Source organism: Burkholderia cepacia, assembly GCF_029962485.1.
Lineage (GTDB): Bacteria > Pseudomonadota > Gammaproteobacteria > Burkholderiales > Burkholderiaceae > Burkholderia.
Genome location: NZ_CP073638.1, coordinates 524054 through 536334, shown reverse-complemented (window position 1 = coordinate 536334; position 12281 = coordinate 524054). Strand labels below are relative to the sequence as shown.

Here is a 12281-nt window from a genome sequence, read left to right as displayed (position 1 = left end):
GACCTCATCCCCGGCGCGGCGCCGGATTGTTGCGCACGATCGTCGCGCGCAGGTTGTGCGGATCGAGCGCACGCACGATGCGCAGGTCTTCCGCGTTCGGCGGGGCCGTCGTGCCGAGGTCGGGTGCCGCGATCAGCGGGAAGCCGGTCGCGTCCTGCACTTCGTCGAAGCTCACGCCCGGGTGCAGCGAACGCACGCGGATCGCGTGGTCGGGGCCGCCGAAATCCATCACGCACAGGTCGGTGACGATGCTGCGCAGGTCGACGAAGGTCTTCATTCCCGGCAGCCGGCGCGCCGGGTTGTAGCCGACCGTGCACACCATGTCGACTTCGCTTTCGACGAACGTGCGCTTGCCGTGGCCGCTGACGAAGAACGAGTTCGCGTGGTTCGTCGAGTTGCCGGGGAAACCGCGGGCACCGAGCAGCTGGGTTTTCGGGCGGGCGTAGTCGTCGCCGAGCCACGAGATGTTGGCCTGGCCGAAACGGTCGATCTGGGTCGGCATCACGAGCGCGTGGCGGCGGCCGTGCCACAGACAGTCGAACACGCGTTCGTAGGTCATCCAGCCGCTCGCCTTCACGCGAAAGCCGTCGGGGCGCGGACCGAGCGGCACCGGCTCCTCGACGAGATACGCTTCGCCGTCGGTCAGCATCAGTCCGTTGTTGTACGCGAGCCGCGCGAGGCCGGCCGCGAGCCGCGGGCCCGTGCCGATGCCGGTCGCCAGCACTTCGCCGTCGTCGCGCCAGAGTCGCGCGGACGCGACGATCATCAGTTCCGCGAGGGAATGGTCGAGAGATTCGCTCACAGGCGCTCCTTTACAGAATCGGCAACGGCAGCGTCGTCACATGCGACAGGCCGCCGACGCCTTCGAGGTACTGGCGTTCGTCCTGGCCGACCACGTCGCGCAGGTACGCCGCCGTTTTCGCGTCGTCTTCCGCGCTGGCGCAGTACGCGCGCAGGTGCGGCAGGTCCCAGCCGTAGGCGGGCCCGCACGACGTCGGGTGCGCGCCGCCCGGCGCGTGCACGACGCCCGTGACGAGCGAGCGCTCGAACGGATTGCGTTTCGCGGCGTCGAGGTCTTCCGTCGCAATCGACGCGTCGACCGTTTCCGCCGACACGAAGCAGCGCTGCGCGGCACGCGCCATCCACGCATCGAAGAACGGATCGGGGCCATCGATGCGCGTGTTGCCCATCCGGTCGGCCGCGTTCACGTGCAACAGCGCGACGTCGAGTTCGATCGCGGGCATCGCGAGCAGCGTTTCGCCATCGTCGTACGGCGATTGCACCGTGCGCAGCGCCGGCGCGTGATCGAGCAGCGCGGTGCCGAGCCCGGCGCGCGTCGGCAGGAACGGCAGGCGCGCGGCGGCCGCGCGCAGGCCGAGCTGCAGCATCCCTTCGTCGAGTTCGAGCACGTCGATGCGGCCCTGTTCACGCGCCCGGCGGAATTGCGGCTCGAGCGGGATTACGTCGAGCGACACGAAGCCGAACACCACCTTGCGTACCTTGGCCGCAGCGCAAAGCAGGCCGACATCGGCGCCGCCGTAGGCGACGATCGTCAGGTCCTTCAGGTTCGAGCGCGCGATCTCGCGCACCAGTGCCATCGGCTTGCGCCGCGGCCCCCATCCGCCAATGCCGATCGTCATGCCGTCGGCGAGTTGCGCGACCACGTCGCGCGCGGACATCGTTTTGTCGAGAGGTTTCATCGTCATCGTGCTGGCTTACCGGTATCCGATGCTGAAATCGTGGCCCCACTGGCTCACCTTGGTGGCCTCGAACACCGCGTGCTTCGACCAGTCGACCGTGAGGCCGCCGAAGCCGTATTCGAGATCGAAGCCGCCGGGGGTCTTCATGTAGAAAGAGATCATCTGGTCGTTGCAGTGACGGCCGAGCGTCGCGGACATCTTCACGTCGTGCGCGGCAACGCGATCCAGCGCGCGGCCCACTTCGTCCATCGAATCGACTTCGGCCATCACGTGCACGCAGCCCGACGGCACGGCCATCTCGAACAGCGCGAGGCTGTGATGGCGCGCGTTGCGGCAGTGCATGAAATGGATGCGTTTCTCGGGTTCGGCCGGATCGGGCGTGAATTTCACGCGGTAGATGTCGGACAGCTCGAAACCGAGCACGCCGCGCACGAATGCATCGGTCGCGTCGAACTGCGGCGCGGGCAGCACCGCGTGGCCGAGCCCCATGTCGCCGGTGACGAAATGCGCGACGCCCAGCGGCGACACGAAGCGGCGGAAGTCGCAGCGCGCGCCCCAGTACAGCTCGTGGCGGTTACCGGACGGGTCGGTGCACCACGCCATCGCCTGCACGCGGCGCAGCGCGGCTTCGTCGCGGGTCGCGCGCACGGGCTCGACGCCCGCCCGCTGCAGTGCCGCCAGCGCGGCGTCGAACGCGGCGCCGTCGGGCAGTTCCCAGCCCGACGCGAAATAGCGGTCGGTCGAGCCGGGGACGATCACGTAGCGGAAATCGCGCTCGTCCATCTTCAGGTACAACGCGCCGTCGGGCGCGTCGAGCGCCTGCATGCCCAGCACGTCTTCCGCGTAGCGGCGCCACGCATCGACGCGCGTCGCCTCGACGACGACATAGCCAAGCGCACGGACATCGATCATGTCGGCCTCCTCCTGGTTCAGAATCCGTTGTTCGTGTAAGGATTCTGGCCGGTCGGGGGTGGCGTTACATCGTCTGTTGGGACGAGAGGCGGCGGGGAATTGGAGCGGCGCGGACGCGCGCGGAAGCCCGGCGCAACGGGCCATGCATGCGGGAGGAAACGGGAAGCAGGTGCGGGTTGCCGCGGCGCGGCAATCCGGATCAGTCGAACGGGTTCAGCAACCTGACGCCCGTGCGGGCAAAATCCGCGACGTTGCGCGTGACCACGGTGAGATCGTTGATCAGCGCGGTGGCCGCGATCAGCTTGTCGAGTTCGTGCGTCGGATCGGGCACGCGCAAATGCCCCCACATCTGGCTGACCTCGATGTCGACCGGCAGGATGTTCGGTGCATAGCCGGCCAGGATCGTCGCCATCCATGCCTCGAGCGCCGACGCCTGGGGGTGATCGCCGCGATGACGGATCAGATCGACGCCGCGGCGAAGTTCAGCAACTGTCACGACGGACAGGTAAAGCGGGCTGGCGTCGGCCGCGGCCTGCCTGAAGAACGCCCGCACGCCACGGTTGGTTCGCTTGCCCTTCCTGATTTCGCTGATGACGTTCGTATCAATCAAATACACGCCTGGCCTCGCCGGAATCCTGAACACGTTGGAAATCCGCGTCTTCGCCAACCTCGGGCATGCTCATCAGCACTTGCGCAAATGTCTTTCGCTTCGGCCGGCCAAGCGCATCGGCCAGAATGGCCCGATGTTCGGCCTCGGCACTCCTGCCATTTGCCGCAGCCTGCTCGCGCAGGCTCTGAACGATACTGTCATCCACGTTACGCACCAGTAGATTTGCCATGGTTCCCTCCTTCCAGATTGATATCAATGATAGCGCCATGAGCGCAAATTGCAATCATTGCTATCATCGCCAATGACGGAAAGAGGACAGTGGTTGGCGTCAGCGAACGGCAACGGGCCGCATGAATCCTTTCGGCATGCGCCGCTCGCCCGACACGTCGAATTGCTGCTTGAAAGGTAAGCCGGATCGGAACGGCGGCAAAGTCGGCCGATCGGCTATTTGCGGCTGAACGGCCTGCGCGGGCGCGTGCCGCTCGACGCGGGAAGGCTGCATTCACCGATTCCGCGCCGCGCTCGCGACGGTCGTCAGCCCCTCCCGTGCCAACACCCGTTGGCCCGCCCGTATCGGCGATACCGGCAATTCCCCGCCCGGCACACGCAACGACCACCCGCCGCTCAGAACCGGTACGAAATCCCGATCTGCAACACCGGGTACCACCGGTATCGCGACATCACCTGCCGCAGCGAATCCAGCCCGCTCGCAGCCAGGATCTGGCTCTTCGCCGGCCCGGCCGCGGCCGCCAGTTCCGGCGACAGCGTGTACGAGCATTTCGGGATCCCGTACGCGACGCCGAGATCGGCGACGAATCCCAGCCCTTTCGACGCCGGCCGGTGCCCGTAGCCGATCCCGAAGTACGGCATCACGGTCGGATAACGCGCTTCGGCCACCGCGTACATCCCCGGCAGCGCCGGGTAACGCTTGCCGCCGAACACGTAGGTGCCATTGGTCGGCTGCGACACACCGCGAAGCTCGTCGTCGTTGAAGCGTAGCCCCAGCGTCGCGCGGAAGCCGCTGCCACGCCACGGAAAGACGTCCGCGTACAAGCCGCCCTGGCGCAGCTTCAGGTCGTCCTGATAGCGGTTGCCGGCCACCGTGAAGTCGTGCGAAAGATCGATCGCATTGAAATCCGCATGCGCACCGAGCATCGAATTGAAGCTCACGGCCGCACCGATGCCGACGCCCTGCGTGCCACCCTGCAGGTAGATCTCCTGCGCGTGCGCACACGCGGCAAGCACCACCGCGACAAATGCCCATTGGTTCACTATCGTTTTCACGGGCGCCTCCCCCCACACGTGCCGGGCGCGCCTCGCCAACGCATGCGACCTGCGTCGCCATGCGTGATGCGAACCCCGGCACGACACCTTGCAAGCACGCTTGCTGTTCGACGGATCGGGAACGCGTTGCGCCGTGCGCATGACCGATACGACATGCGCGACGCATGCGCCGCAACACGCGGCGCCCGCGACCCGATCCGATCCCCGGTTTGTTTCGATGTCGTTACACGCCGCCGATGTGCTGATCGTTCTGGCGAATCCGTCCGCACCGGCGGCACCGGGTCAACCGCAAGGCACGTGCCATGCGGCGCAAACCGAAGCGGGAAAAGCGTGTCCGACTCGCAAGGGCGGCAACGCGAGTCGCAATGGTGGGAAATGTTTCAGGAACGCATCCGTATTCGGCACGCCGAGCGCAAACAAGCGATGGCCGGAATCGCGCGTCGATCGCGCAACGCCTGCGGAACGCGGCCGGACGGCCGTCAGCGCACGCGCGTCGCCATGACGATCAATCGTGTGCGGAGGAATACGTGGGGAAAGCGTTGCAAAAGTGTGACCTCTTGGCAGCCGCACGCGATGCCGATGCGCTGTCGTGCGTGCCGAGGCAGGGTGAATACCGATGCGTGCGCATGCATCTTGTCCGTGTCCGGCTCAGATGCGATACGCGAGCCGATCGGTGTTTCGGCCCGCGTCGTCGACGATTTTCAGAAGGAATGACGCGCACGATATCCGCGCGCAAAGCTACCAACCGCTCAGATACGGTTGTCCGAATGGTTTGGCCACTTCGGCATGCCGTTACAACCCGTACCCACCCGAAACATTCAACTGCTGCCCGGTGACGTAGTCAGCCCGATCCGACGCCAGAAACACCGCCGCCCGTCCGACGTCGTGCGCCTTCCCCCAGCGCTTGAGCGCGAGCATCTTCTGCGTCTCGTCGATCCACGCCTGGTCGAACTGCCCCTGTTCGAGCAGCACCGGAAACATCCCGGCCTCGATCACGCCGACCAGGATCGAATTCGCGCGAATGTTGTAGCGCCCTTCCTCGCGCGCCAGCCCTTTCACCAGTGCCTCGTTCGCCGCCTTCGGTGCGACCGACAGCCCGTCGCGATCGGGCCAGCGCAAATGCCCGGCCGACCCGAGCGTCACGAACGACCCGCCGCCCGATGCACGGAAATGCGGCAGCGCGGCCTTCGCGGCCACGAAGAAGCCGATCGTCTCGACGTCGATCGCGCGGCGCCAGTCGTCGTGCGTCATGTCGCCGATATGACGCTGGTTCACGAACGGCCCGGCCGCCCAGACGACCGTGTGCACGCGTCCATGCGCGTCGATCGCGGCCGCGAGCGCGGCGTCGACCTGCGCGGGATCGGTCACGTCCACGCAGTGCGTGGTGGCCGCGACGCCTTCGCCGCGAATGTCGCGCGCGACACGCTCGGCCACGTCGGCCTTGCTGCGGTAGCCCACCGCGACCGGCACGCCGGCACGCGCGAACTCGAGCGCGACGCCCTGCCCGATCCCGCCGCTGCCGCCGAACACGAGCACCGCGCCCTGCGGAAATCCGTTGTCGTTCATGCGTTCATCCCGTTCGTCAGTCGTGTCGTCGATCAGGCCGTCGCCTCGGCGGCCGCACGCAACCGGTACTTCAGCACCTTCCCTGCCGCGCTCGTCGGCAGTTGCTCGACGAACGTGAAAAATCTCGGCACCTTGTAGTTCGCCATGTTGTTGCGCGCCCAGTCGTTCAGTTCGCCGGCATCGGCATGCGCGCCCGGACGCAGCACGACATACGCGTGACCGACCTCGCCGAGCCGCGTATCGGGCACGCCGACCAGCGCGACCTGCGCGATCGCCGGGTGCGCGGCGAGCAGCCGCTCGATCTCCGCCGGATAGCAGTTGAAGCCGCCGACGATGAACATGTCCTTGATGCGGTCCGTGATCTTCAGGTTTCCGTCCGGATCGACGCAGCCGAGGTCGCCCGTATGCAGCCAGCCGTCCGCATCGACGGTCTCGCGTGTCGCGTCCGGCTGGTTGAAGTAGCCGCGCATCACGTTGTAGCCGCGCACCCAGATCTCGCCGGTCTCGTCCGGCCCGAGCGCTTCGCCGCCCGGCCCCGCGATGCGCAGCTCGACGTCCGGCATCGGCCGGCCCGACGTATAGGCAACTGTCTCCGCAGCGTCGCCTTGACGGCACAGCGTCGCGAAGCCGCACGATTCGGTCAGCCCGTAGCCGGTCAACACCGTCTCGAAGCCAAGCTCCGCGCGCATCCGCTCGATCAGGCTCGGGGCGATCGCCGCCGCTCCCGTCACCGCGATCCGCAGCGACGACAGGTTTCGCGTCGCGCGATCGGGCGCGTCGAGCAACGCGTAGTACAGCGTCGGCGGGCCGGGCAGCACCGACACGCGATCGTCGGCGACGCGCCGCAGCACGTCGGCCGGCTGGAACACGAGATGCGGCAGCACGGTCGCGCCGCTCGACAGCGCGGCGAGCCAGCCGGCCTTGTAGCCGAACGTATGGAAGAACGGATTGACGATCAGGTAGCGGTCGTCCTGGCGTACGCCCGCGATCGCCGCCCACGCCTGCGCGGCGCGCAGGTTCTGGCCATGCGCGGTCATCACGCCCTTCGGGCGGCCCGTCGTGCCGGAAGTGAACATCAGGTCCATCACGGTGTCGGGCGTCACCTGTGCCTCACGCTCGCGCACGGCGGCAAGCGGCACCGCCGCGCCGCGCGCGAGGAACGCGTTCCAGGTCTCGTCGCGGCCGCCGGACGGCGGTTCGCCGTCGAACACGACGACACGCTCGAGCGTCGCGGGCCGATGCGACGCGAGCATCGCCGGATACGATTCGCCGAGGAAGGTGCCGCAGCAGAACAGCAGCCGCGCGCCGCCGTCGTGCAGGATCCCGCCCACCTCCATCCCCTTCATCCGCGTATTGACCGGCACCAGGATCGCGCCGACGGTGTGAATCGCCAGCGCCGCGACGATCCATTGCGGCAGGTTCGGCGCCCAGACCGCGATGCGGTCGCCGGCCTCGATGCCGCTCGCGAGCAGCGCACGGGCCGCGTCGAGACGCGCGGCGTCGAGTTCCGCGTAGGTCAGCCGGCCGTGCTCCGACTCGATCGCCGGATGCGCGCCGTGGCGCGCGGCTGCCCGCGCGATCAGCGCGGGCGTCGTCAGGATTTCATTGTCCATCGTCATAGATCAGGATGGCCGTGCGCGCCGCCGGCGCGGCACGGCTCAGTCGGGGAACACCACGCGCAGCGCGTCGCTCGCGGGCCGGGCGCAGCAGGCGAGCGTCCAGCCGGCCGCGATCTCGTCTTCATCCAGCACATGGTTGCTGTCGAGCGCTACCTCGCCGCGCTCGATCCGGCACATGCATGCGCCGCACTGCCCCATCCGGCAGGAATTCGGCGCCGGCACGCCCGCGCGCAGCATTGCGTCGAGCAGCGTTTCGCCGGGCGCGCTGTCGAATGCGAACGCGTCGCCGTCGAGCACCGTCTCGATCGCCGCGCCGTCGCCGGACGCAGCCGTCGCCACGGCCTGCGCAGCGGTGTCGGCCTGCGCCGGTGCATCGGGTAGTGATGCGAATCGCTCGACATGCACACGCGCACGCGGCAGCCCGAGGCCGAGCATCGCGGCCAGCGCGTTCTCCATGAACAGCGCGGGCCCGCAGATGAACGTCTCCTGCTGGCTGAACGGTCGCGCGAGTTCCTCGAGATGACGCTGCTGCGGGATGCCCTGCACGCTGTCGAGCCAGTGGATCACGCGCACGCGGCCCGGATGGCGCTGTGCGAGCTGTTGCAACTCGTCGCGGAAAATCACCGAGCGTTCGTCACGGTTCGCATAGATCAGCGTCAACATCCCGCGCCCGTGCACGAGCGCCGATTTCAGGATCGACAGCACGGGCGTGATGCCGCTGCCGCCCGCGAACAGCAGCAGGTCGCCGTCAAGCGCGCGCGGCGTGAATACGCCAGCCGGCGGCAGCACGTCGAGCGCGTCGCCGGCCTTCACGCGGTCGCACAGCCAGTTCGACGCACGGCCGTCGCGCACGCGCTTGACGGTGATCTTCGGCGCGGCGTCGATGCCGGGCGCGCTCGACAGCGAATAGCAGCGCGCGAGCGTCGCGTCCGCGCACGGCACGTTCAGCGTCAGGAACTGCCCGGGCCGGTACGCGAACGCGTCGCGCAGCGCGGCCGGTACGTCGAATACGAACGAGCACGCGTCGTCGCTTTCGGCTATCACTTCGGCCACGGTCAGCCGGTGGAAGCGTGGATCGCTCATCGCCGGTTCCTTGCGTCACGCGGCCGCACGGGCCGCCGGCGCGCCGGGCGTCGTGTACGCGCCGTCGAGATAGACGAGCGGATCGACATCGCCGCTCATCAGCACCTCGCGGATGCGCCCGATGAACACCGTATGCGTACCGTATTCGAAGCGGCCGTCCTGCTCGCACACGAGGCTCGCCTGCGAGTCGCGCAGATACGGCACGCCGTGCGGCGACGTGTGCCAGTCGCCAGTCGTGAAGCGTGCCTCGCCCTTCAGGCGGCCGCTGCAATCGATCGCGACGCCTTCGTGTCGCGCGGACAGCACGTTCACGCAGAACGGCGCGCCCGCATCGAGCGGCGGATACAGCGACGCGGTGCGGTTGATGCAGATCAGCAGCGAAGGCGGATCGGTCGACAGCGAGTCGACCGCCGTCGCGGACATCGAGTAGCGCCGGCCGTCGTGCGCGCTGCTGATGACCGTGACGGAGCGCGCGAGGCGGCGCATCGCGAGCAGCATGTCGGTGCGCAGCGGATGGTTGGTGAGATCGCTCATGTTCGTACTCCGTCAAGTTCAGTCGTGGATGGCCGGGCTGGCCGGCCTCCGGCGTCGGCTGCGCGAGCAGCCAGGTGGTCGGCGGCGAGATACCCGAAGGTCATCGCCGGACCGAGCGTCGAGCCCGCGCCGGGGTAGCTCGCGCCCATCATCGATGCGCTGGTGTTGCCGATTGCGTAGAGGCCGTCGATCGGTTCGCCGTCGGCGCGCAGCACGCGGGCGTGCACGTCGGTGACAAGCCCGCCTTTCGTGCCGATTTCGCCCGCATCGATTCGCACTGCGTAGAACGGCGCCTGGTCGACCGGCCCGAGGCACGGGTTCGGCGTGTTCCGCGGATCGCCGTAGTACGTGTCGAACGCGTTGTCGCCCTTGCCGAACGCTTCGTCGATGCCGGTGACCGCATAGCGCGCCATGTCGCGCAGCGTGTCGCGCAACCCGGCCGCATCGACGCCGATCCGCGCGGCCAGCGCGTCGACCGTGTCGGCCTTCACGAGCACGTCGCGGAACGCTTCCGGAATCCGCGCATCGGGCATCATCGATGCCGGCATGATCGGCCCGCACGGATACTTGCGGCGAAAGCGCGCGTCGAACACCATCCACGCCGGTACGCACGCACCGGTGCGTGCATGGTCGCGATACATCGCGGGCACGAACTCGGAATACGGCGCGGCCTCGTTGACGAAGCGCTTGCCGAGGCTGTTCACGATCACGCAGCCCGGCAGGTTGCGTTCGACGAACAGCGCGCGCTGCTTCTCCTCGCCCGCGACGCCGACCGTCGGCGCGCCCCACACGTGGTCCATCAGTGCCAGCGCGCCGCCGAGCCGGTGGCCTTCGGCGATCGCGTCGCCGGTGTTCGACGGCGGCGTCGCGCTCCATTGCGCCTGCGTCGGCTGCGGCAGGTAGCGCTCGCGCATCGGCTGGTTGCGCTCGAAGCCACCCGCGCCGAGGATCACGCCGCGCCGCGCGGCGATCGTCACCGGCTGCCCGTAGCGCTGCGCGCGCACGCCCGTCACGCGGCCGTCCACCTCGAGCAGGTCGCGCATCGGCGTATCGAGCCACACGGGCACGTTGCGGTCGAGCAACGCACGGCGCAGCCCGCCGATCAGCGCATTGCCGAGTGTCAGGCGGCGGTCGCGCCGCGTACGGCGGCGCATGCCGAGATCGAGCCAGTAACGGCCGAACTGCGCGATCGCGAGCTTCATGAAACCGGGCCCGCGCGAGAACAGCGTGTGCGCCTCCTTCGACGTCACCGCGACGCGCCCGCCGATCAGCGTACCGGGCGACGGCGGCCGCAACCGGTCGAATTCGTCGCCGAGCAACCCGCCGTCGAACGGCAGCGGATCGAGCGCGCGGTAGCCCGGCATCGCACCCGGCAGCTTCTGGAAATAGTCCGCGTACTTCGGCAGCGCCTGATAGCGCACCGGCGTCTTCGATTCCAGGTAGCGCAGCATCTCCGGCGCGCGGTCGAGATACGTGTCGAGCTTGTCGGGCGTCGATGCGCCAGCCACGCACGCGTCGAGGTAGCGGTGCGCGGCTTCGCGCGTGTCGGTCGCACCGAGATCGGCGATGTGGTGGTTGCACGGGATCCAGATGCCGCCGCCGGATACAGCCGACGTGCCGCCATACAGCGCCGTCTTCTCGATCACGACGACGGACAGCCCGCGATCGGCCGCACGGCACGCGGCGAGCAGCGCGCCCGCGCCCGAGCCGACGACGACCACGTCGAACGTGTATTGCTGTGCTTGCGTGTCGCTCATCACGGCCTCGTCAGATGAAGAAGTCCGTGTTTTCGCGGCCGAGCATCACGGCGCCGAGGTTCTGGCCGAAGCGGTCCACGTTGTTCGCGTAGTGCGCGCGGGCCGCATGCAGGTCGAGGAAACGCCGCACCAGCGGATTGCGGTGATAGATGCCGTTGCCGCCCGCGTAGCGCAACAGCGTATTCGCAGCCTGCGCGCAGCGCTCGGCGACTTGCGCGGACTGGTAGCGGAAATGCACGCGACGCTCGATCGACACGGCCGGGCCGCCGGTGACCGACGCCATCAGCTCAGCGAAATTGCGCTTGAGCAGCACCTTCATCTCGTCGATCGCGACGGCCGCGTTCGCGCACGCGTTCTGCGCACCCGGATCGTCGGTCGTCTTCGCGCCGCTGTTGGCGGACACGCGCGTCGCCGCATAGCCGGTGAAATCGTCGAGCGCACCCTGCAGCGCGCCGATGCACGACGTGCACACCGCGCGCACGAAGATCTGCGCGAACGGCAGCTTGAACAGCGGCGCATCGTTGATTGCGAGGCCGGGGCTGGTGCCCATCATCCCGTCGATCGCCTTGTGCGTGCGGTACGCGGGCACGAACACGTCGTCGACGACGATGTCGTGGCTGCCCGTCGCGCGCAGGCCGAGCACGTCCCAGTCCTGCTGGATCCGGTAGTCGGATTTCGGCAGCAGGAAGGTCCGGTATTCAGGCGGCTGGCCGGCAACGGCCGGCGGCACCAGCGCGCCGAGGAACACCCATTCGCACAGTTCGCTGCCGCTCGAGAATTTCCAGTGGCCCGACAGGCGGAAGCCGCCATCGACCGGCGTCACGCGGCCGACCGGCATGTAGGTCGACGCGATCAGCGTGGCCGGGTCGTTGCCCCACACGTCCTGCTGCGCGCGTTCGTCGAACAGCGCGAGTTGCCAGTTGTGCACGCCGACGACGCCGTACACCCACGCGGTCGACATGCAGCCGCGCGCGAGCGCCATCTGGATGTCGAAGAAGGCCTGCGGATCGAGCTCGTAGCCGCCGTAGCGCTTCGGCTGCAGCACCTTGAAGAAGCCGGCGGCCTGCATGTCGGCGATCGTCTCCGCCGGGATGCGGCCCTGCTCTTCCGCCTGCGCGGCGCGGCCGGCCAGCGTCGGCGCCAGTGCCTCGGCCCGGGCGATCAGCGTGGCGGCCAATGCGTTCGAATCGTTGTCGCGATGCACGAATGTCTCCTG

General features: G+C 68.2%; 13 protein-coding genes. 1 reads left to right on the top strand and 12 read right to left on the bottom strand.

Going from position 1 to position 12281, the window contains the following annotated elements:
- Positions 1–4: 4 nt before the first annotated feature.
- From KEC55_RS18850 to KEC55_RS18825, 6 genes are all read right to left on the bottom strand, one after another.
- Positions 5–802, bottom strand: a complete 798-nt coding sequence (locus KEC55_RS18850) for a CoA-transferase subunit beta (protein WP_282509541.1) — start codon at positions 800–802, stop codon at positions 5–7.
- A 10-nt stretch (positions 803–812) separates the two neighbouring features.
- The gene (locus KEC55_RS18845) at positions 813–1706 is read right to left on the bottom strand and encodes a CoA transferase subunit A (protein WP_282509540.1); all 894 of its coding nucleotides are present in this window, start codon (positions 1704–1706) and stop codon (positions 813–815) included.
- Positions 1707–1715: 9 nt separating this feature from the next.
- Positions 1716–2612 (bottom strand): VOC family protein, encoded by an 897-nt coding sequence (locus tag KEC55_RS18840; protein WP_124577104.1) that lies wholly within the window; start codon positions 2610–2612, stop codon positions 1716–1718.
- A gap of 199 nt (positions 2613–2811) precedes the next feature.
- Positions 2812–3228 (bottom strand): type II toxin-antitoxin system VapC family toxin, encoded by a 417-nt coding sequence (locus KEC55_RS18835; protein WP_176045540.1) that lies wholly within the window; start codon positions 3226–3228, stop codon positions 2812–2814.
- The gene (locus tag KEC55_RS18830) at positions 3215–3451 is read right to left on the bottom strand and encodes a FitA-like ribbon-helix-helix domain-containing protein (protein WP_282509534.1); all 237 of its coding nucleotides are present in this window, start codon (positions 3449–3451) and stop codon (positions 3215–3217) included. Before KEC55_RS18830 ends, KEC55_RS18835 begins: the two co-directional genes overlap by 14 nt.
- A gap of 395 nt (positions 3452–3846) precedes the next feature.
- The gene (locus KEC55_RS18825) at positions 3847–4506 is read right to left on the bottom strand and encodes a hypothetical protein (RefSeq protein ID WP_282509532.1); all 660 of its coding nucleotides are present in this window, start codon (positions 4504–4506) and stop codon (positions 3847–3849) included.
- A gap of 330 nt (positions 4507–4836) precedes the next feature.
- On the opposite strand from KEC55_RS18825, the gene KEC55_RS18820 reads away from it, so the two are divergent.
- Positions 4837–5220 carry a hypothetical protein gene (locus KEC55_RS18820; protein WP_282509530.1) on the top strand — a complete coding sequence of 128 codons (384 nt, stop codon included), beginning with the start codon at positions 4837–4839 and terminating at the stop codon, positions 5218–5220.
- 78 nt (positions 5221–5298) lie between these two features.
- Here the strand turns inward: KEC55_RS18820 and KEC55_RS18815 are convergent, their stop codons facing one another.
- Genes KEC55_RS18815 through KEC55_RS18790 form a run of 6 tightly spaced genes read right to left on the bottom strand, consistent with a single transcriptional unit; the run spans position 5299 to position 12269 of the window.
- On the bottom strand, positions 5299–6072 hold the full coding sequence (locus KEC55_RS18815; RefSeq protein ID WP_282509528.1) for an SDR family NAD(P)-dependent oxidoreductase: 774 nt from the start codon (positions 6070–6072) through the stop codon (positions 5299–5301).
- Between the two features lie 32 nt (positions 6073–6104).
- Positions 6105–7691, bottom strand: a complete 1587-nt coding sequence (locus tag KEC55_RS18810) for a FadD3 family acyl-CoA ligase (protein ID WP_282509526.1) — start codon at positions 7689–7691, stop codon at positions 6105–6107.
- Positions 7692–7730: 39 nt separating this feature from the next.
- Positions 7731–8774 (bottom strand): ferredoxin--NADP reductase, encoded by a 1044-nt coding sequence (locus tag KEC55_RS18805; protein WP_282509524.1) that lies wholly within the window; start codon positions 8772–8774, stop codon positions 7731–7733.
- A gap of 15 nt (positions 8775–8789) precedes the next feature.
- A complete protein-coding gene (locus KEC55_RS18800) occupies positions 8790–9308 on the bottom strand; it encodes a flavin reductase family protein (RefSeq protein ID WP_176045547.1) in 519 nt (172 codons plus the stop codon).
- Complete coding sequence (locus tag KEC55_RS18795) at positions 9305–11065, bottom strand: FAD-dependent oxidoreductase (RefSeq protein WP_282509521.1); 1761 nt, start codon at positions 11063–11065, stop codon at positions 9305–9307. The genes KEC55_RS18800 and KEC55_RS18795 overlap by 4 nt, the downstream gene beginning before the upstream one ends.
- 10 nt (positions 11066–11075) lie before the next feature.
- On the bottom strand, positions 11076–12269 hold the full coding sequence (locus KEC55_RS18790) for an acyl-CoA dehydrogenase family protein (protein WP_282509519.1): 1194 nt from the start codon (positions 12267–12269) through the stop codon (positions 11076–11078).
- Positions 12270–12281 lie beyond the last annotated feature (12 nt).

Bases quoted from the DNA above. Each gene is read 5' to 3' on its own strand.
- KEC55_RS18845 (WP_282509540.1), bottom strand. From the start codon at position 1,706: ATGACGATGAAACCTCTCGACAAAACGATGTCCGCGCGCGACGTGGTC.
- KEC55_RS18840 (WP_124577104.1), bottom strand. From the start codon at position 2,612: ATGATCGATGTCCGTGCGCTTGGCTATGTCGTCGTCGAGGCGACGCGC.
- KEC55_RS18830 (WP_282509534.1), bottom strand. From the start codon at position 3,451: ATGGCAAATCTACTGGTGCGTAACGTGGATGACAGTATCGTTCAGAGC.
- KEC55_RS18815 (WP_282509528.1), bottom strand. From the start codon at position 6,072: ATGAACGACAACGGATTTCCGCAGGGCGCGGTGCTCGTGTTCGGCGGC.
- KEC55_RS18810 (WP_282509526.1), bottom strand. From the start codon at position 7,691: ATGACGATGGACAATGAAATCCTGACGACGCCCGCGCTGATCGCGCGG.
- KEC55_RS18805 (WP_282509524.1), bottom strand. From the start codon at position 8,774: ATGAGCGATCCACGCTTCCACCGGCTGACCGTGGCCGAAGTGATAGCC.
- KEC55_RS18800 (WP_176045547.1), bottom strand. From the start codon at position 9,308: ATGAGCGATCTCACCAACCATCCGCTGCGCACCGACATGCTGCTCGCG.
- KEC55_RS18795 (WP_282509521.1), bottom strand. From the start codon at position 11,065: ATGAGCGACACGCAAGCACAGCAATACACGTTCGACGTGGTCGTCGTC.